The 19,144-nt window shown below is 63.0% G+C and carries 19 protein-coding genes; 14 read left to right on the top strand and 5 right to left on the bottom strand.

Annotation, left to right across the window (positions count from 1 at the left end; all coding sequences use genetic code 11):
- Window positions 1-253: 253 nt before the first annotated feature.
- The 5 genes from cmoA to I6L33_RS12230 all read left to right on the top strand — a co-directional run bounded on the left by cmoA (window position 254) and on the right by I6L33_RS12230 (window position 5,323).
- Window positions 254-997, top strand: coding sequence for a carboxy-S-adenosyl-L-methionine synthase CmoA (gene cmoA, locus I6L33_RS12250; protein ID WP_010634490.1), 744 nt, complete (start codon window positions 254-256; stop codon window positions 995-997).
- On the top strand, window positions 994-1,971 hold the full coding sequence (cmoB, locus tag I6L33_RS12245) for a tRNA 5-methoxyuridine(34)/uridine 5-oxyacetic acid(34) synthase CmoB (protein WP_026139255.1): 978 nt from the start codon (window positions 994-996) through the stop codon (window positions 1,969-1,971). Before cmoA ends, cmoB begins: the two co-directional genes overlap by 4 nt.
- An 82-nt stretch (window positions 1,972-2,053) precedes the next feature.
- Window positions 2,054-2,812 (top strand): ATP-dependent zinc protease, encoded by a 759-nt coding sequence (locus I6L33_RS12240; protein WP_010634492.1) that lies wholly within the window; start codon window positions 2,054-2,056, stop codon window positions 2,810-2,812.
- A 3-nt stretch (window positions 2,813-2,815) separates the two neighbouring features.
- Window positions 2,816-4,354 (top strand): inactive transglutaminase family protein, encoded by a 1,539-nt coding sequence (locus I6L33_RS12235; RefSeq protein ID WP_005299120.1) that lies wholly within the window; start codon window positions 2,816-2,818, stop codon window positions 4,352-4,354.
- A gap of 3 nt (window positions 4,355-4,357) precedes the next feature.
- Window positions 4,358-5,323, top strand: coding sequence for an alpha-L-glutamate ligase-like protein (locus tag I6L33_RS12230; protein WP_005299117.1), 966 nt, complete (start codon window positions 4,358-4,360; stop codon window positions 5,321-5,323).
- A gap of 209 nt (window positions 5,324-5,532) precedes the next feature.
- On the opposite strand, the gene I6L33_RS12225 is transcribed toward I6L33_RS12230, so the two are convergent.
- Window positions 5,533-6,135, bottom strand: a complete 603-nt coding sequence (locus I6L33_RS12225) for a peroxiredoxin C (protein ID WP_005299113.1) — start codon at window positions 6,133-6,135, stop codon at window positions 5,533-5,535.
- Between the two features lie 146 nt (window positions 6,136-6,281).
- Between I6L33_RS12225 and I6L33_RS12220 the strand changes: the two genes are divergently transcribed.
- Entirely contained in the window at window positions 6,282-7,190 is a 909-nt protein-coding gene (locus I6L33_RS12220) for a hydrogen peroxide-inducible genes activator (protein WP_216972600.1), read from the top strand.
- A 67-nt stretch (window positions 7,191-7,257) separates the two neighbouring features.
- Here I6L33_RS12220 and ahh1 read toward each other — a convergent pair whose 3' ends face one another.
- Window positions 7,258-9,123 (bottom strand): hemolysin Ahh1, encoded by a 1,866-nt coding sequence (gene ahh1 / locus I6L33_RS12215; protein ID WP_017781836.1) that lies wholly within the window; start codon window positions 9,121-9,123, stop codon window positions 7,258-7,260.
- An 853-nt stretch (window positions 9,124-9,976) separates the two neighbouring features.
- Here ahh1 and I6L33_RS12210 point away from each other — a divergent pair.
- Window positions 9,977-10,426, top strand: a complete 450-nt coding sequence (locus tag I6L33_RS12210) for a C40 family peptidase (protein WP_005299102.1) — start codon at window positions 9,977-9,979, stop codon at window positions 10,424-10,426.
- A gap of 60 nt (window positions 10,427-10,486) precedes the next feature.
- Here the strand turns inward: I6L33_RS12210 and I6L33_RS12205 are convergent, their stop codons facing one another.
- Window positions 10,487-10,780, bottom strand: a complete 294-nt coding sequence (locus tag I6L33_RS12205) for a hypothetical protein (protein ID WP_005299095.1) — start codon at window positions 10,778-10,780, stop codon at window positions 10,487-10,489.
- Window positions 10,781-10,991: 211 nt separating this feature from the next.
- Here I6L33_RS12205 and I6L33_RS12200 point away from each other — a divergent pair, with 211 nt between their 5' ends.
- The 4 genes from I6L33_RS12200 to I6L33_RS12185 are packed head-to-tail and all read left to right on the top strand — an operon-like array spanning window position 10,992 to window position 14,732.
- Window positions 10,992-12,422: a coniferyl aldehyde dehydrogenase gene (locus I6L33_RS12200; RefSeq protein WP_216972599.1), complete on the top strand. Its 1,431-nt coding sequence runs from the start codon at window positions 10,992-10,994 to the stop codon at window positions 12,420-12,422.
- A gap of 10 nt (window positions 12,423-12,432) precedes the next feature.
- Window positions 12,433-13,035, top strand: coding sequence for a TetR/AcrR family transcriptional regulator (locus I6L33_RS12195; protein ID WP_010634496.1), 603 nt, complete (start codon window positions 12,433-12,435; stop codon window positions 13,033-13,035).
- The gene (locus I6L33_RS12190) at window positions 13,016-13,531 is read left to right on the top strand and encodes an SCP2 sterol-binding domain-containing protein (protein WP_216972598.1); all 516 of its coding nucleotides are present in this window, start codon (window positions 13,016-13,018) and stop codon (window positions 13,529-13,531) included. The genes I6L33_RS12195 and I6L33_RS12190 overlap by 20 nt, the downstream gene beginning before the upstream one ends.
- Before the next feature lie 16 nt (window positions 13,532-13,547).
- Window positions 13,548-14,732, top strand: coding sequence for an iron-containing alcohol dehydrogenase (locus I6L33_RS12185; protein WP_216972597.1), 1,185 nt, complete (start codon window positions 13,548-13,550; stop codon window positions 14,730-14,732).
- Between the two features lie 34 nt (window positions 14,733-14,766).
- Here the strand turns inward: I6L33_RS12185 and I6L33_RS12180 are convergent, their stop codons facing one another.
- Window positions 14,767-15,048 (bottom strand): hypothetical protein, encoded by a 282-nt coding sequence (locus I6L33_RS12180; RefSeq protein WP_216972596.1) that lies wholly within the window; start codon window positions 15,046-15,048, stop codon window positions 14,767-14,769.
- Between the two features lie 165 nt (window positions 15,049-15,213).
- Window positions 15,214-16,119 carry a cysteine synthase CysM gene (gene cysM / locus I6L33_RS12175; protein WP_216972595.1) on the bottom strand — a complete coding sequence of 302 codons (906 nt, stop codon included), beginning with the start codon at window positions 16,117-16,119 and terminating at the stop codon, window positions 15,214-15,216.
- 134 nt (window positions 16,120-16,253) lie between these two features.
- Here cysM and I6L33_RS12170 point away from each other — a divergent pair, with 134 nt between their 5' ends.
- From I6L33_RS12170 to I6L33_RS12160, 3 genes are all read left to right on the top strand, one after another.
- Window positions 16,254-16,511, top strand: a complete 258-nt coding sequence (locus I6L33_RS12170) for a GNAT family N-acetyltransferase (RefSeq protein WP_005299077.1) — start codon at window positions 16,254-16,256, stop codon at window positions 16,509-16,511.
- Window positions 16,501-17,121, top strand: coding sequence for a nucleotidyltransferase family protein (locus tag I6L33_RS12165; protein WP_216972594.1), 621 nt, complete (start codon window positions 16,501-16,503; stop codon window positions 17,119-17,121). The genes I6L33_RS12170 and I6L33_RS12165 overlap by 11 nt, the downstream gene beginning before the upstream one ends.
- Window positions 17,122-17,191: 70 nt before the next feature.
- Window positions 17,192-19,015, top strand: a complete 1,824-nt coding sequence (locus tag I6L33_RS12160) for a SulP family inorganic anion transporter (RefSeq protein WP_017781843.1) — start codon at window positions 17,192-17,194, stop codon at window positions 19,013-19,015.
- The last annotated feature ends 129 nt before the right edge of the window (window positions 19,016-19,144 follow it).

Below are 19,144 nucleotides of genomic sequence, written 5' to 3'. Positions count from 1 at the left end.
CTTGATTGCAGGCGAGCATCCGGCTCCGGTAACAGGGCCCCGACGCCCCTTGACGACAACCGCTTGTCGCCCAGGGCGCAGCCCATCAAAAGGACCAGGATGATGGTCCATTGCGAACGGAAGCGGCCCGATGGATCTCAAGGCCCGCCACCCCGTTCGTAAACCGGTGACGACACGACCCGGACGGGTGTCACCCAACGATTCAATTGAACAAAACAGTCGGTTCGCGCACCGGCTGTCAGGTTGCGCCAGCATGCACGATCAGATTTTTGCCGCCCCCATCGCCCGATTGGGGGATTTTTGCTTTGACGAACAGGTCGTCGATGTCTTTCCCGACATGATCCAGCGCTCGGTGCCGGGTTACAGCAACATCATCTCCGCCATCGGCATGATGGCCGCCCGCTACGCCCAGCCCGAGAGCCGACTTTACGATCTCGGCTGCTCCCTGGGTGCCGCCACCCAGGCGATGCGTCGCCATGTTGCCCAGCCCGGCTGCCGCATCACGGCGGTGGATCTCTCCCACCCCATGATAGAGCGGGCCCGCGCCCACCTCTCAGGCTTCAAGTCCGAGGTGCCGGTGGAGCTCATCGAGGCGGACATCTGCGATATCGAGATTGAGAACGCCTCCGTGGTGGTGCTCAACTTCACCCTGCAGTTCGTCGCGCCCGAGAAACGGGCCGCCCTCATCCAGCGCATCTTTGACGGCCTGCGCCCGGGCGGGATCCTGATCCTCAGCGAAAAGTTCCGCTTCGAGGACGAGCAGGTCAACGAACTGCTCATCGACTTGCACCTCGACTTCAAGCGCGCCAACGGTTACAGCGAGCTGGAGATCAGCCAGAAACGCACCGCCCTTGAGAACGTGATGCGCACCGACAGCCTGCCGGTCCATCAGGCCCGTCTGCGAGAGGCCGGCTTCGCCCATCAGGATCTCTGGTTCCAGTGCTTCAACTTCGGCTCCATGATCGCCATCAAATCGAGCGAGCCTGCCCAGCCATGATCGACTTTGCCAACTTCTATCAACTGATCGCCAAGAACCGGCTGAGCCACTGGCTGCACACCCTGCCCGCCCAGCTGCACGCCTGGCAACACGACAACCAGCACGGCGATCTGCCGCGCTGGAACCGTGCCCTCAACAAGCTGCCGCAGGTAGCCCCCGGCCACGTCGAGCTGACCAGCCGGGTCGAAATCGGCTCGACCGAGAGCCTCGGCGAAGGGGAGCGCAAGAAGGTGGAGAGCCTGCTGCGCCACTTCATGCCCTGGCGCAAGGGACCGTTCACGGTGCACGGCATCCACATCGACACCGAGTGGCGCTCCGACTGGAAGTGGGATCGGGTGCTGCCCCACATCAGCCCGCTCAAAGGCCGTTACGTGCTGGACGTGGGCTGCGGCAGCGGCTATCACCTCTGGCGCATGGTGGGTGAAGGGGCCAAGCTGGCGGTCGGCATCGATCCGAGTCCGCTGTTCTTGTGCCAGTTCGAGGCCATTCGTCACTTCGCGGGCAACGACCAGCGCGCCCACCTGCTGCCGCTCGGCATTCAGGAGCTGCCGGAGCTGCGGGCGTTCGACACCGTCTTCTCCATGGGGGTGCTCTATCACCGCAAGTCCCCCATCGAGCACATCGAGCAGCTGCGCAACCAGCTCAAGGACGACGGCGAGCTGGTGCTGGAGACCCTGGTGATCGACGGCGGCGTCAACGACGTGCTGATGCCCACCGATCGCTACGGCAAGATGCGCAACGTCTGGTTCATTCCTTCCAGCGCAGCGCTCAAGCTGTGGGTCGAGCGCTGCGGGTTCACCGATGTGCGGATAGTCGACGAGAATATGACCAGCACGGACGAACAGCGTCGTACCGACTGGATGATTAATGAATCCCTGAGTGATTATCTGGATCCAGCCAATCCGGCACTCACGGTAGAAGGACACCCGGCACCCAAACGTGCCGTACTGATTGCCAGAAAGGCCAAAGACTAGCCGATGGCCGCGGTGGAAGTTACACTGACCCAATTCCAGGAAGCACAGTTAAATGAATGACATGAAAAGCAAATTAAAAGGAATGACCCTGCTCTCCCTGCTCAGTCTCGGCGGGTGTGTCACGATGGAAAAAGCGCCCCCGGTACCTACCCTGACGCTGGCCGAGCTTCGCAACGAGATCAATCTGAGCGAGCAGCGCCTGCAAACATCCATGGAACAGCAACAGAAGCAGTATGTGCAGCAACAGCACCTGCTGGTTCAGCTCAACACTGATGTCAACAACATGAAAGAGTCCGTGAACAAAGTCGGCAGCAAGCTGGAACACCTGCCGCCCGAGCCGCCCAAACCCATGGCGATCCCGACCGAGAAGTGCCAGGCCCCGAGCCAGGGTCACACCGTCGACGGCAAGCTGCTGGTCGGCGAGGCGGAGTGGATCTGGGTTGACGCGGCCAACGACGCCTTCCAGGCGCGGGTCGATACCGGTGCCACCACCTCCTCCATCAGCGCCCAGGACATCACCATCTTCGAGCGCAACGGCAAGAACTGGGTGCGCTTCTTCCTGAGCCATCAGGAGATGGACGACAAGATCCAGATTGAAGCGCCGCTGGTGCGCCACGTGCGGGTGCGTCAGGCCTCCGCCGACGATCTCGACCGCCGCCCTGTGGTACGCCTCGCCGTACGTATCGGCGACATGACCGAGAAGGCCGAATTTACCCTGAAAGATCGCAGCGACATGGCCTTCCCCGTGCTGCTGGGTCGTGAATTCCTCAAAGACATCGCCGTGGTTGATGTGGCCCGCGAATATATCCAACCAAAACCCAAGCTCAAGGATGTGAAATAATCCATGGTTTCCCGTAAGCCGTTCTATTTGCTGGTTGCCCTGCTGTACATTGTCGGCCTGGGGATGACGTTCTATCACCACATCGCGCTGGACGTACCGCTCACGCCGGGTGAAAAACGCCAGATCTGGTCCATCGAAGCCAAGCTGGAGTTCGAGGCCACCGGCGAGCCGGTGATCGCCTCCCTGGCCATTCCGGGCACCCAGCCCGGTTTCACCCTGATGAACGAGAACGCCGCGAGCCCGGGTTACGGCCTCTCCTTCGTCGAGAAGGATGGCGATGCCCGCGCCGAGTGGTCTATCCGGACTGCATCCGGCCGTCAGGAGCTCTACTACCGCGTCGACATGATGGCCGATGCCCACGCCAAGCCGGCTGCCAACCCGCAGCCGCCGGCCATCGAGAAGCAGATCGAGAGCGAGCCCTACGCCACCGCCATGCAGCAGATCCTGGAGCGTGCCCAGGAGCGTTCCGCCGACGGCTACACCCTGACTCGCGAGATCATCAAGGAGATCGAGAAGCAGGAGCAGAACGCCGAGCTGCTGAAAAAGCACAAGAGCCGCGCCAACCTGATCGCCGAGCTGCTCAACAACGCCGACGTACCGGCCCGGGTCGTCCATGCCCTGAGCCTGGAAGACGGTCGCCGTCGTCAGGAGCTGGTGGATTACCTGCAGGTGTTCAACAGCCCGACCGACTACAAGCTGTTCAACCCGCAAACCGGTGAACAGGGTCGCCCGGCCAACCTGCTGCTGTGGGAGTACAACTCCGGTGCCCTGCTGGACGTGACCGGTGGCCACAACTCCAAGGTAAGCTTCTCGATGATCGCGCAGGAGCAGCCGGTGAGCGTGGCGCTGGCCCAGAAGTTTGAAAAATCGGAGATGATGAACTTCTCCATCCACAGCCTGCCGCTGGAAGAGCAGACCCTGTTCAAGGGCCTGCTGCTGATCCCCATCGGCGTGCTGATGGTGGTGTTCCTGCGGGTCATCGTCGGTATCAAGACCTCGGGTACCTTCATGCCGGTGCTGATCGCGGTCGCCTTCATCCAGACCCAGCTGATCACCGGTCTGGTGGGCTTCCTGCTCATCGTCGGCACGGGTCTGGTGATCCGTTCCTACCTGTCGCGGCTCAACCTGCTGCTGGTGGCGCGGATATCGGCCATCATCATCATGGTGATCTCGATGATCGGCATCTTCTCGGCATTCGCCTTCAAGCTGGGGCTGACCGACGGCATGAAGATCACCTTCTTCCCGATGATCATCCTCTCCTGGACCATCGAGCGGATGTCCATCCTGTGGGAAGAAGAGGGTCCGAAAGAGGTGTTCCGCCAGGGCGGCGGCTCCCTGCTGGTGGCCATCATCGCCTACCTGGCCATGGACAACGAACTGATCCGCCACCTAACCTTCAACTTCCTCGGTCTGCAGCTGGTGCTGATGGCGACCGTGCTGTTGATGGGTAACTACACCGGCTACAAGCTGAGCGAGCTCAAGCGCTTCAAGCCGCTGGTGGACGAGATGCGCTCCGGTGCCACCCCGGGTAAGGACAAGTAACAGATGTGGTTCTGGGAAAAGTACACCACCCCGTGGAGCCTGTCTCAGTCAGGCATCCTCGGCATGAACAAGCGCAACCACTCCTACATCAGCCGCTACAATCCGCGCAGCCTCTATCCGCTGGTGGATGACAAGCTGCAGACCAAGCGCATCGCGCTGGATGCGGGGGTGACGGTGCCGGAACTGATCGGCACCATTCGTGCCCAGCACGACGTGAGCCGCATCACCGAGCTGGTGAAGGATTGGCCGGGCTTCTGCATCAAGCCGGCACGCGGCTCCGGCGGCAAGGGGATCCTGGTGATCCTGCGCCAGGAGGATGGCCTCTTCTACAAGCCGAACGGCAGCGCCAGCAACGGCCAGGATCTGGAGCGTCATGTCTCCAACATCCTGGCGGGGCTCTACTCATTGGGCGGCAAGCCTGACGTGGCGCTGGTGGAAGGGCTCATCAACTTCGATGACGTGTTCGACGGCTACTCGTTTGAAGGGGTCCCCGATGCCCGGGTGATCATCTTCAAGGGCTTCCCGGTGATGGCCATGATGCGCCTCTCCACCGCCGCCTCCGACGGCAAGGCGAACCTGCACCAGGGCGCCGTGGGGGTGGGTCTGTGCCTGCGCACCGGCCGCGCCCTGCGGGCAGTGCAGTTTGGCAATCCGCTGCGTCACCATCCGGATACCGGCCTCGATCTGTACGATCTCAAGGTGCCCCACTGGGACACCCTGCTGACCCTGGCGGCCTCCTGCTACGAGATGTCGGGCCTCGGCTACATCGGGACCGACATGGTGCTGGACAAGTTCCGCGGCCCCATGCTGCTGGAGCTCAACGCCCGTCCGGGCCTTGCCATCCAGATCGCCAACGGCCGCGGCCTGGTGCCCAACCTCAAGACCATCGAGAAGCTGGGTCAGGTGAAGATGAACGTGGAGCAGCGGGTCAACTTCGCCAAGGATCACTTCGGTATCTTTGACGAGTAGTCCGGAGCTGGATGACAAAAGCGCGCCAAAGGGCGCGCTTTTTTATGCCTGCCGTTTATCGGCACGTAGCCGGCAACGGCAATCCTGCTGAGCAAGCGTTGCTGGACAAGGGTTGCTGGCCAACATTGTGAAACGAGAGTGCCGAATTACGGCCATAAAAAAACCGATGCCTGGGCATCGGTTTTTCATTATCCGGTGTACCGACCCGATTACAGGGAAGCGGCATTCTCGGACAGGTACTTGGCAACGCCGTCCGGAGAGGCGGTCATGCCCTTTTTGCCTTTTTCCCACTGAGCCGGGCACACTTCGCCGTGCTCTTCGTGGAACTGCAGGGCATCGACCATGCGCAGCATCTCGTCGATGTTGCGGCCCAGCGGCAGATCGTTGACAACCTGGTGACGAACGACACCGTTCTTGTCGATCAGGAAGGAGCCACGGAATGCCACGCCGGCTTCCGGGTGTTCGACGTCATAGGCTTTGCAGATTTCGTGCTTGATGTCGGCAACCAGCGGGTACTTGACCGGGCCGATGCCGCCGTCTTCGATCTTGGTGTTGCGCCAGGCGTTGTGGGAGAACTCGGAATCGATGGAAACACCGATCACTTCCACGCCACGCTTGTTGAACTCTTCCAGACGGTGATCGAAGGCAATCAGCTCGGACGGGCAGACGAAGGTGAAATCGAGCGGATAGAAGAACAGGACGGCTGCCTTGCCCTTGATGTGGGATGCCAGGTTGAAGGAGTCAACGATCTGGCCATTGCCCAGAACGGCAGCAGCGGTGAAATCGGGTGCGGGACGGCCTACCAATACCATATTCAATTCCTCTTTATGTGAAGTGAACAATCCTGTCAGGATTGGGCTACCTAGAGCCAAGTCCGTCTAATTAAAGCGACAAACTATAACCCCGATGGTAGATTAGTTAAATCAAATTAAATAGATAGCATTAATCGGGTTTTCCTATGCAACGTTGGCCCAGCCTGAAACAGCTGCAATATCTGGTCGCTCTCGACGAGCACAAGAACTTCAACCGCGCCGCCAAGGCCTGTCATGTCAGCCAGTCGACCCTGAGTACCGGGATCCAGACCCTGGAGGACATGATGAACCTGCAACTGGTGGAGCGGGACCACAAGAGCTTCATTATGACCCCGGTCGGCATGGAAATCGTCGAGCGGGCTAGCAATTTGCTCTCCGATGCGCGGGATCTGATGGAACTCGGCCAGCATCAGGGGGGCGTCATGCACGGCACGGTGCGCCTCGGCTGCATTCCCACCATCGCCCCCTTCCTGCTCAGCAAGCTGCTGCAAGAGTGCGGCAAGACCTATCCTGAGCTGGAATTGTTGCTGCGTGAAGACACCACCACCAACCTGCTCAAGCAGCTGGAGCAGGGCCAGCTCGACCTGCTGATCCTGGCGCTGCCGGTGGAGATCGGCGGTTTTCACTGCAAGACGGTCGGCCAGGATCCCTTCCACATGGTGATGCCCGCCAGCATGGCGGCCAGCCTGCACACCCCGTTCGACTACAAGGAGCTGCCCAACCAGAGCATCTTCCTGCTGGAGCGGGAACACTGCCTCACCGAACACGCAGTGAGCGCCTGCCGGCTGCGGGACAAGAGCAAGATCAACCCGTTTGCCGCCACCAGCCTGCACACCCTGGTGCAGATGGTCGGCGCCGGGCTCGGCACCACCTTCCTGCCGCAGATGGCCATCGATGCGGGCATACTCGACAACACGGATCTGGTAGCCATCCCGCTGCCGGGGGAGCACCCCTACCGCGAGATCGGGCTGGTGTGGCGCCCCAGCACCACCCGGGTGCAGACCTTCTACAAGCTGGCGGAGCTGCTCGCCCCGCTCATCGACAACAAGGGCTGAAGCTCACTCCCATAAAAAACGCCGGCACATGCCGGCGTTGTTGTCATGGGCGCAAGGCCCTGCTCTGTCAGTGGCTGGCCGGTGGCCCGAAGATGCGGGTGTAGGAGGTCAGGGTCCGTACGCTCACATTCTGCGGATTGCCATTCTCGTCGTAGAGCCCCAGCGCTCCGCTCTGCTTGTCGTGACCCAGCAGTTGATGGGCACTCAGGTTGCTGAGCGCATCGCTGTCCGCTTTCCACTCCCAGCGCTGGCCCAGGCTCAGGCTGCAGCTCTGCAACTGGCCGAGGTTGTTGCCGTCCAGGCAGCGGCGGGTATCCTGCGCACTGACATAACGGCCGTACTGGTCATAGATGAAGGACTGGGCGGCCGAGGTCTCGTCACAGGTCACCGCGCTCAGACCATGGTTGGCATCCGCGCTCAGGCAGCGGTTGTCAAAGCCCCCCAGCTGCAGGTTGACCGGGCGACCGCCGGTAAACACCGGGTGGTTCCAGTCCACCTTGAAGCTGGTGGAGGCCGTCACCCGTCTGCGCTTGTCGGTATCCTCGAAGCCCTGGAAGGAGACATGGGCCCCCACCACATAATAGTGCTTGTAGATGCCGGTGTAGATGGGGCGGATGTTGACCGAGGAGTCGATCTTGAACTCGGTGCTCCCCGTCTCGTCCGGCGCTGCCTTGTAGATGACGTCCAGATTCGGCACGAACCCCTTGTAGCTGAGCGGCTGGATGCGGTTGTGATCCACGTCGTAGCCCATGCCCCAGACGGTGGCCGTCTTGGAGGAGAGCAGGGATTCCGCGGTCGCGTATTGATCGCGCACCCAGCTGAAACTCACCTTCTGGGCGCTCGGCGCCGAGCGTTCGACCCGGTAATCCTGGGTGTTGTAGGCGAGCTGGCGCTGCTGGCTGAACTTGGCCGAGGCCTCCAGCTTGGCCTTGGGCCCATCCTTGTTCACCTCGACCCCGCCGGTGACCCCCACCTCGAAACCCGAGATCTCGCGATGCTCGTACTTGCTGTTGAGGTTGGTCGGCAGGCTCTTGAGCACCGCCGCCTTGGTGTTGGACGCCTCGATGCTGAAGCGATAATCCTGGGCGATGGCATCGGTGGCATAGTCGCGGGCCCAGCCGTCCAGCAGCAGGTAGTCCGCGATGTTCTCGCTCCAGCTGAGATCCTCGTTGAGCTGGATGCCGGCACCGGCCGACTCTTCGTCCAGCGAGATCCGCACTATCTTGGCATCCGGCGTGGCGGAACCGGTGTTGCCAAATTGCAGGGAGCGCTCCAGGTTGACCCGGTAGACCAGCGAGATGTTCGGCGAATCGCAGAACAGCCGATCGCCCCGGCTCCAGGTGCGCGAGCGCGGGAAGGTGCACTCGGCATCGCTGATCTTGCGGTTGACGTTGAGGTAGAAGGCCACGTGAGGCAGGCCGGCCTCGGCGGCAGGCGGCTGGGTCAGCGAGCGCTTGTGGCGCTTACCCTGCCCTTCCAGGCTGTCGACCCGCTCCATCACCTGATAGAAGGCCGGGTCATCGACGCCCCCCAGCGGGGTGAACAGCAACTCCCCCTTGTAGCCGGACACCAGTACCCAGTCGGCATCAAAAGAGATGCCGGCCAGCTGCTCCATGGCCTTTCTGGCCTGCTGCCGCTCAGCCTTGTCGGTGACGGCGCTGAAATCGATGAACAGGCGTTCGCCCCGTTCCAGCACCCGCTCGCGCAGCTGATCCCGGGTCATCAGCGATGTCGCCCCCTGCCCCTTCAGCCAGACATCGGCATTGAGGTAAATCAGTCCCTGTTCGGATTGCAGGCTGGCCAGCATGGCGGTGCCCTGGTCGGTACGCTCGCCAATATCTTCGGCCTGCACGCTGCCAGCCAACAAGGCCAGCGCGAGCAGACTGAGAGCGGGAGCTTGCGTGATGAATTTGCGTGGTTTTTTGTTTTTCATTGTTATCTCCTTGTCGAATCACGCCAAGCTATTTAAACAGCGAACAAATATGGCATAACCATATTATTCACGGTTATATTTCGGGGCGTTATTCTGCTTGTCTGTCATGACATTCATTATTTTCGCCGTAAATTAACAGCGGATTGGCGAAGGTATTTATGGTTGACAGAACAAGGATCGCGAGGCGATCTAAGGTGGACGATTCGGCATGCGCCGATGCTATTACACGGGAGTCGCGATCTGATGGCGATCTTCCCTCAAGGCCGCCTGACTGCGCCTTGAACCTCGCATGGTACCCATTGGCTTTAACGTCGCGCTCATCGGCCTGAACGATGGCACAACAGCCAGATGCCGCAGGCATCCTGGTGCGAGGGAACACTCACTGCTATGGACCGGATATCATGGGGCGGCCCTCCTCTGTCTGGTGATATTGTCAGTCAACGCCAGTCATTGACTGAATATTATTATGTGAACCAGTTGCGGGAATATACCCAGAGATATCTTGTTTTTTGCCGTCATATTGGCGGTGAAAATGGCGGGGTCCCTTGCCATTTATTTCATGGCGTCATCATAACGAATTAGCCCTGAGACAGAACGTGACACAGATCACGGGGTGACGTCAACAAGGTTAATTATCATTTAATTGTCAGGCTGATTGGAATAACTACTTTAATATTGAAATACTCATTCAAGATAATCAGGAAATATTATTCAAATGAATACAAACAATATTATAACCCTCTCCATTCGCGCCTCTTTTGAGGTAGCAACAGGTGGTTTCTTGCAGGCAAGGCTATGTTCGAGCCCCAAACCCCGTTTATGATGGAGAGGTTGTCGTCTCGAAGGAGCCCCCATGGATTGCAAGTTGCTGCTGCCCCTGCTGGCCCTGTTGCTGGCTGCCTGTTCCAGCACGCCCGAGCCTGCCCCACCGCGCCAGCAGAGCAGCGCCTTTGAAGGCTTTTATCAGCAGTGGCGCGGCGTCCCCTATCGCATGGGCGGCTCGGATCGGGCCGGTCTCGACTGCTCCGCCTTCACCCAGCTCGCCTACCAGCAGGTGATGGGTTTCAATCTGCCGAGGACCACCGAATCCCAGGCCAACCTGGGCCGGCCGGTCGATCGCTACCGGCTGCAACACGGCGACCTGGTCTTCTTCAAGACCGGCTGGCAGCAATACCACGTCGGCGTCTACACCGGCGGCGGGGAGTTCATCCACGCCTCCACCAGCAAGGGGGTGATCCGCTCACGCCTCGACAACGTCTACTGGAACAGCCGCTACTGGCAGGCGCGCCGCCTCACCCAGTGACAGCAACAACAGAACAGGGCCCACGACGGGCCCTGTTCTGTTGCTGATTCAACGGATGGCTCAGTGCTTGCGATGCCAGCGCGGCGAGGTAGCCCGCTCCCCCCAGGGCGTCACGCAAGGCAGCAGCGCCCCCTCGATCACCTTGTCGCTGCCGGCCAGGGCCTCGGCAATCTTCTCGTGCAGCACCCGCAGCAGGCGCCCCTCCTGTTCGGCCAGGGAGTGACCCGCGGCAAAAAATTCGCGCTGATGCTGCAGTGCCAGCTTCTGGGCAAACTCATAGGTGTTGAAGCAATCCGGCATCCGCTCGACCACATCCTCGAGGCGGGCCAACAAGCTGTTCAGTTCCCTGGTCATCGTGCTCTCTCCTTGTCGATTGATAGCCAAAACTACCTCTTATTGGATAACTCACCAACCCTGGATCCACGAAAATGTGGTAGCCAGCACAGTCGCCGGGTGAGTCACCCGTGCGCCATGCCCAACCAGCACACCGAACTTTACATTTGATTAACACGCAGCTAGATTTAGACCGACCAATCAGTCGGTCCATTTATCAGCGGGGTATGCCATGGAAGCGATGCAGTTGCAGGAGGCCGCCGACAAGTTGTCGCTCCCGGCCAGACTGGCCAAACTCAGAGACGCCTGTCAGCAAAATCCCATGCCGAGCCTGAGCGAGCGCAGAGCCCATCTCAGCCAGCTCAAGCGCGCCCTGATCGCCCACAAGCAACCGCTGTGCGACGCCCTGGCCAAAGACTATGACCAGCGCAGCGACTACGACAGCATGATTGCCGACATCCTCCCCTGCGTCATGCAGATCAACTACACCCAGAAACGGATCAAGCGCTGGATGCGCCCGCACCGCCGCCACACCGGCCTGCTGCTGGCGCCGGCCCGGGTGGAGGTGTTCTATCAGCCGCTCGGGGTGGTCGGCATCATAGTGCCCTGGAACTTCCCGGTGATGCTGAGCCTCGGCCCCCTCATCAGCGCCATCGCCGCCGGCAACCGCGCCATGCTGAAGCTCTCCGAATTTACCCCCCACACCAACCGGGTGCTGCGCGAGCTGCTGGATGGCGTCTTCGATGAGCGCGAGGTAATGGTGATTGAAGGCGATGCCCAGGTGGCGGCTGCCTTCAGCGCCCTGCCCTTCGATCACCTGCTGTTTACCGGCTCCACCGCGGTGGGCCGGCTGGTGATGGCCGCGGCAGCCCCCCAGCTCACCCCGCTCACCCTGGAGCTAGGCGGCAAGAGCCCCTGCCTCATCGCCCCCGACATGCCGCTGGCGCTGGCGGTGGAGCGGATGATCTTCGGCAAGAGCCTCAACGCCGGCCAGATCTGCGTCGCCCCCGACTATGTGCTGCTGCCGCGCGGCCAGGAGCAGGCCTTTGTCGAAGCCTATCGCGATCACTTCGCCCGTCTCTATCCCCAGGGGCTGGCCAGCGCGGATTACGGCTCCATCATCAACGGCCGCCAGTATGAGCGGCTCACCGGCTGGCTGGCAGAAGCGGAGCGAGCTGGCGCCCAGATCCACCCTTGTGGCAGCCCGGCCCGCGACGATGGCGCCCATCGCCTGCTGCCCCATCTGCTGACCGAGGTGCCGAACCACTGCCAGCTGATGCAGCAGGAGATCTTCGGCCCGCTGCTGCCGATCGTGCCCTATGACTCGCTGGACGAGGCGCTCGCCTACATAGCCGCGCGGCCCCGCCCGCTCGCCTTCTACCTGATGAGCCTGGATCCCGCCTTGCAGCAAAAGGTGATCCGGGAGACCCACTCCGGCGGCATGGCCATCAACGACAGCCTGTTCCAGGTGGCGGCCGACGACGTGCCCTTCGGCGGCATCGGTGCCTCCGGCATGGGCCACTACCACGGCCACGAGGGGTTTCTCACCTTCTCCAAGGCCAAGACCGTGCTGAGCCGGGGGCGCTTCAGCACCGGCACCATGGTGCACCCTCCCTATCGGCGCTGGCACCAGCGGCTGATGATGGCCCTGTTCTTACGTTGACGAGATGAATATGAATACGCCCGTGACCGACAAGCGTCGCCAGATCCTGGATGCTGCCCTTGCCCTATGCGCCGAAGATGGTTTGCAGGGGGCCGCTACCGCCCGCATCGCCAAGGCGGCGGGGGTAGCCAACGGTACCCTGTTTCACCACTTTCCCAGCAAGGAGGTGCTGATCCAGAGCCTCTATCAGGACATCAAGCTGCGCCTCGGCGCCGCCATTACTGAGGCTGACGCCACCTTGCCCCTCAAGGAGCAGGCGCACCACTACTGGAGCCAGGCGATGGCCTGGATGCAGGCCCACCCCCACGAGCTCAAGTTCGTGCTGGGTTTCTTCCACTCCCCCCTGCTGGCTCGCCCGCTGCGCAGCCAGATCCTGAGCGACACCCTGCGCTTTTTACCCCGCCTGCTGGCCCAGGGCCAGGCCAGCGGCGACTTGATGCAAGCCCCACCGGCCCTGATGCTGGAGGTGTGCCAGGGCCAGTTCCTGGCCTGCGCCTCCCTGTTTGTCGACCAACCTGAACTGGGACGGGACGCTCACTGGCAAGCCAGTGCCTTCGCCCTGTTCTGGTCCGCCATCTCGGGAGCTCACGCGTATGCACAACCGACACCTTGATACCCTGGCGGCGCTGGGCCGCCGGCTCTGGATAACCAGCCTGCTCTGGATCATCGGCCGCACCCTGTGCCGCGCTGCCCGGGTCGACGAGGCGGTACGCCGGGAGCTGGCCCCTCTGCCGGACGGGCTCACCATCCGGCTGGAGGTGGGCGGTATGGCCCAGGGCTTGACCATTCACAAGGCTGACGGCCGCTGGCAGAGCGGTCCTGCCCCCGATGCCGGCGGGCTGCACCCGCTGCGGGTACGTTTCAAGCATCCCACCATCGCCTTTCGCGCCCTTAGCTTTCGGCTCGGGGTCAATCAGGCGTTCAGCGAGAACCGCCTGCTGGTGGAGGGAGATCTCACCGTCGCCATGCACCTGGTGCGCGCGCTGGAGCAGCTGCAGGCGCTGATCCTGCCGGCCTTCATCGCCCGCCCCTTGCTGCGCCACTATCCGGACCCGAGCCACAAGCTGAGCCGGGCCTGCCACATCTACCTGGGTCTGTTGACCGGCTGAACGAGAGGATGAGCCTATGAGTCGCTATTACGATTTTTTCTGTCCGGTCAAACTGATCGCGGGTGAGCAGGCGCTGGAGCAATTGGCCGGCGAGCTGGCGGGATTGGGGGCGCGCCGGCCGCTGCTGCTCACCGACAAGGGGGTCAGCGGCACCGGGCTGGCTACCTTGCTGGCCGGGGTGCTGGCCGAGGGAGAGCTGCCGGTGGCCACCATCTGGGACGAGATCCCGGCCGACTCCTCCACCGCCGTGGTGGAGCGGATCGCGGCCCGTCACCGGGAGCTTGGCTGTGACAGCTTGGTGGCGCTGGGGGGCGGCTCAGTCATCGACACCGCCAAGGCGGTCAATATTCTCGCCTCCATGGGAGGGGAGCGGCTGCTCGATTACGCCGGCGCCGGTTGCCTGACCCGGCCGTTGCAGCCGCTGGCGGTGGTGCCCACCACGGCGGGCACCGGCTCGGAAGTAACCCTGGTGGCGGTGATCAAGGACGAGGCGAGCGGGCGCAAGGTGCCCTTTACCTCCCCCTTCCTGCTGCCCCAGCTGGCGGTGCTGGATCCGCGCCTCACCCAGGGGTTGCCGCTCAACATCACCGCCGCCACCGCCATGGATGCCATGACCCACGCCATCGAGGCCTTCATCGGCACGGCCAAGAACCCGGTCAGCGACGCCCTGGCCCTGATGGCGGTGGAGAAGATCGCCAACGCCCTGCCCCAGGTGCTCAGCAACCCGCAGGACAAGCAGTTTCGGCTGCAGCTGGCGGAGGGCTCCACCCTGGCGGGCATGGCCTTCTCCAACTCCATGGTGGGGCTGGTGCACGCCCTCGGTCACAGCCTGGGGGCCCGCTGCCACCTGCCCCACGGCCTGTGCATGAACCTCTTCCTGCCCACCGTGCTCGACTACAACCGGCCGGGCATAGACCCCGAACTGGCTCGCCTGCTGCTGCCGCTGGTAGGAGCCGAGCGCTTTGCCGCGACCCCGGCCGCCGTGCGGCCCCAGGCCGCCATCGAGGCGCTGCAGGCGCTGCGCAATACCTTGTGGGAGACGGTGAAGCTGCCGCGCACCCTGCGGGAGGCGGGTCTCACCGACAAGGCGCTGCTGCCCGAGATCCGCGATCTCGCCATCAACGACGGCGCCCTGCTCTACAACCGCAAGGATGCCGACCGGGCCCAGCTGCTGGCCCTGCTGGAGCAGGCCTGGGAGTGATCAGGCAGGCGGCCCCGTCTCGCGGGGCCGCCTGTTACCAGCGGATGGTGGCGCCGGCGCCGTAGTTGCCGCCATCTTCGGGCGCCTTCTCGCGCCAGATGGACTCCTTGTTGCGGCGCACTGCCTCTTCCCGCTCCTGATTGCGCTCCCAGACGGGTTTCACCTCGTCCAGCGGCCGCTCCTGTTTCTGCCCCTTGTGATCGGTTACCGAGCACTGCTTGTCGCCGCACTGATAGGCATAGGGTTCGACGGTGCAGCCTGCCGTGGCCAGACAGAGGCCAAGCAGAGAAAGACGAAGAGAGGAAGGCAAGATCATGGGACGCTCCTGTTTGCAGCGGTCAACAAAAGAGGCCGAGTGTCAAACAGGAGGCAAATGGAATCAAGCCTGCCGGCAGGCTTGATTGTTACAAGGGGTACACAGTGCAATGTATCAGCAAGCTGTTGATACATATCATGTTAATCAGAACGCCAACCTGGGCTCTCACCCCTGTTCGTTGCTGAACACCCCGGTGGAGAGGTAGCGATCCCCCCGATCGCAGATGATGGCCACCACCACCCCCTGTTTGATCTCTGCCGCCACCCGCAGGGCGCCGGCCACGGCGCCGCCCGAGCTGACCCCGCAGCAGATCCCCTCCTCCCGCGCCAACCGGCGCATCATGGCGAGGGACTCGTCGAGCGTGACGTCCAGCACCCGGTCGACCCAGGCGGGTTCGAAAATGGCGGGCAGGTAGGCCGCCGGCCAGCGCCGGATGCCGGGGATCTGGCTCCCCTCGGCCGGTTGCAGGCCGATCACCTGCACTGCCGGGTTCTGCTCCTTGAGGTAGCGGGAGACCCCCATGATGGTGCCCGTGGTGCCCATAGCCGAGACGAAGTGAGTGACCGCCCGCTCGCTCTGGCGCCAGATCTCGGGGCCGGTGGAGAGGTAATGGGCATCCGGGTTGGCCGGGTTGTTGAACTGATCGAGCACCAGCCCCTCGCCCCGCGCCTGCATGGCCAGGGCGAGGTCGCGTGCGGCCTCCATGCCCCCCTCCACCAGCACCAGCTCGGCGCCGTAGGCCTGCATGGCATCGCGCCGCTCCTGGCTCATGGTATTTGGCATGATGAGCCGCATCCGGTAGCCTCGCGCCGCCGCCACCATGGCCAGCGCGATGCCGGTGTTGCCGGAGGTGGCCTCGATAAGGCGGGCCCCTGGCGCTAAGTGACCGCTTGCCTCCGCACACTTGATGAGGTTCAGCGCCGGCCTGTCCTTGACCGAGCCGGCCGGGTTGTTGCCCTCCAGCTTGACCAGCAGGGTGACACCGGGGTGGGGATTGATGCGACGCAGCGCCAGCAGGGGGGTATTGCCGATCAACTCTTCCAGCGTGGCAAAAGCCATAATGGGATCCATCCTTCGTGAACTGTTCTATACCTTGGCTAGCGGGTATGTACCCGGCCGGGCTCGCAGTGTAAGCGACCCCGAACAGTTGGCAAAGGGGCGCCGACATGGTCAGATAACCCCATCCCCCGTACCGAGGAGCAAGCATGAGCGAGATCATTCATCAGGCCAACCAGCAGCAATTCATCTGTGTGGTGGATGGCAAGGAGTCTAGGCTGCGTTACCGGCGGCTCGATGCCAAGACCATCGACGCCTACAGCACCTTCGTTCCGCCCGAGCTCAGGGTGCAGGGGATCGCCGATCAGCTGGCGCGCACCTTCTACGACTGGACCCAGGCAGAAGGGCTCACCATAGTGCCGAGCTGCAGCTACATCGACGTTTGGTTGCGCCGCAATGCCGGCTGACTCCCAGACGCGTCACCACACGCAAGCGTTCAACCTTCGCCTGGGCGCCCGGGAAGCCGACCTGCAGGCGCAAACCGAAGCCCTGCTGCGGGCCGATGGCCTGCGCATGGATTGCCTCTGGGCAGCCCGTGAACTGGCACTGCCCGACTGGGCGCTGGGGGCCGGTTTTATCCGCAACCTCATCTGGGATCATCTGCACCGCAAATCGGCGCCGACCGCCCTCAACGACATCGACCTTATCTATCTGGATAGCGCCGACCCGACTGGATTGAAGGAGACCGATCACGAAGCCTGGCTTGCCGTCAGGATGCCGGGCCAGCAGTGGGAGGTACGCAACCAGGCCCGCATGCACGTTCGGCAACAGGTGCCCCCGTTCACCAGCTCGCTGTCGGCCCTCAGCCACTGGGTGGAGGTGCCCACCTGCATCGGGGTCCGGCTGCTGGCAGACGACTCATTCGAGTGGCTGGCCCCTTACGGCTTTGCCCCCAACTGGTCCCTGCAGGTGGATCCCAACCCGCGCTGCCGCCAGGAGAGCCGGGTCTTTACCGAGCGGGTCAAGGCCAAGGGGTGGCAACGGCTCTGGCCTGACCTGGTGGTGAACTGGCCATAACCTGATTGCAATGTTTCGATAACCTTGGGCACACTAAGGAAAAGCTGTTTATAACTCAATGGGTTAAATAATGCGCGACTTCTTCTCACTCGAACGCTGGCTACCGGGCCTCGCCGCCCTGCTGCAATACCAGCGGGCCTGGCTGATGCCGGATATGCGCGCTGGATTGTCGGTGGCCGCCGTGGCCCTGCCCGTGGCCATCGCCTATGCGGAGCTGGCCGGGGTGGGGCCGCTGGTCGGCCTCTACTCCTGCATCCTGCCCATGCTGGTGTACGCCCTGTTCGGTACCTCCCGCCAGCTCATCGTCGGCCCGGACGCCGCCACCTGCGCGGTGATCGCCGCCGTGGTGACCCCGCTCGCCGCCGGGGATGCCACCCGCCACTGGCAGCTGGTGATGACCATGACCGCCATGACCGGCTTCTGGTGCCTCATCGCCAGCCGCTTCAAGCTGGGGGTGCTGGCGGACTTTCTCTCCCGCCCGATCCTGATGGGGCTGCTCAACGGGGTGGCCATCACCATCATGGTGGGCCAGCTCTCCAAGATCTTCGGCTTCACCTTCAGCGAGCGCTACCTCATCGAGCGGATCGCCGGCGGTGCCAGCTACATCACCCAGACCCATCTGCCCACCCTGGCCATGAGCCTGACCGCCCTGCTCACCCTGCTGCTGGCCAAACGCTTCAAGCCGGCCTGGCCCTCCTCCATGGTGGCCATGGTGGTGACGGCGGGGCTGGTGTGGGCGCTCGATCTCGGCCGGTTCGGCATCGCCACCCTGGGCGCCATCGGCTCGGGCCTGCCCGCCTTCCAGATGCCGGAGTTCCCCCCCGGTCTGATGCGGGAGCTGGTGCTGCCGGCGCTCAACCTCGCCATGGTGAGCTTCGTCTCCATGATGCTGACCGCCCGCAGCTTCGCCGCCAAGAACGGCTACGAAATCGATGCGGACAAGGAGTTTCGGGCCCTCGGCATGGCCAACCTGGCGGCGGCGGCCTCTCAGGGCTTTGCCATCAGCGGCGCGGATTCACGCACCGCGGTCAACGATGCCAACGGCGGCAAGAGCCAGCTGGTCTCCATCATCGCCGCCGCCGTCATCGCCCTGGTCACCTTCTACCTGACGGCGCCGCTGCAATACATCCCCACCGCCGCCCTTGGCGTGGTGCTGGTGATGGCGTCTTTGTCCCTCACCGACTTTCGCGGCCTGTGGGCCCTGCGCAACTCCGACCGCTCCGCCTTCTGGCTGGCGCTCATCACCTTTGTCAGCGTGCTGGCCATGGGGGTCATTCCGGGCATCACCCTCGCGGTGCTGCTGGGGCTGTTCCAGTTCCTGCGCAACGTGATGCGCCCCACCGACCAGCTGCTCGGCATGGATGACGAGGGGGTGGTGCGCACCCTGGGGGACAACGAGCAGGCCAAGGCCATTCCCGGCATCCTGGTCTATCGCTTCAACTCGCCGCTCACCTACTTCAACGCCCCCTACTTCAAACGGCGGGTGCTGGCGCTGCTGGTGCAGGATCCCCACAGCCCCAAATGCCTGGTGGTGGACGCGGTGGCCTGCTTCACCCACCAGGACATCAGCGTGATGAGCATGCTGGGGGAGCTGCACCGCGACTTGAAACGGCGCGGCATCCACATGGTGATGGCCGGCCGCCACGGCCAGATGAGCCTGTGGCTCAAGCAGGCCGGGATCCGGGTCGGCGACGAGGGGATCATCCTCTGCCCCGACATGTATCAGGCGCTGCGCATGACCCGCTGCTACCGCGAGCCGGTGTTCAAGGACGACGAGGTGGTGGAGAGCACCACCGAGGCCATCCTGTCGCGCTGGCCCCAGGATGAGGCCCTGCCCGATTCGGCGCGCCTCACCCTGCCCAGCGAACAGGAGGCGGGCGCCACCCCTGCCTGATCCCGAGCGAGCCCTGCCCCTGCGGCAGGGCTCGCGGCCTCTCCCCCTTCTTGGCCACCGCCACGATTGCGCCTCGCACTCGCTTGGTGTTAAATGCCCGTCCAGATGGCGCCGACGAGGGCCATCCCC

Origin of the sequence: Aeromonas sp. FDAARGOS 1403 (assembly GCF_019047325.1) — a bacterium.
Lineage (GTDB): Bacteria > Pseudomonadota > Gammaproteobacteria > Enterobacterales > Aeromonadaceae > Aeromonas > Aeromonas dhakensis.
Note: the sequence above shows the minus strand (reverse complement) of the source record. Positions and strands in the feature narration are given on the sequence as shown.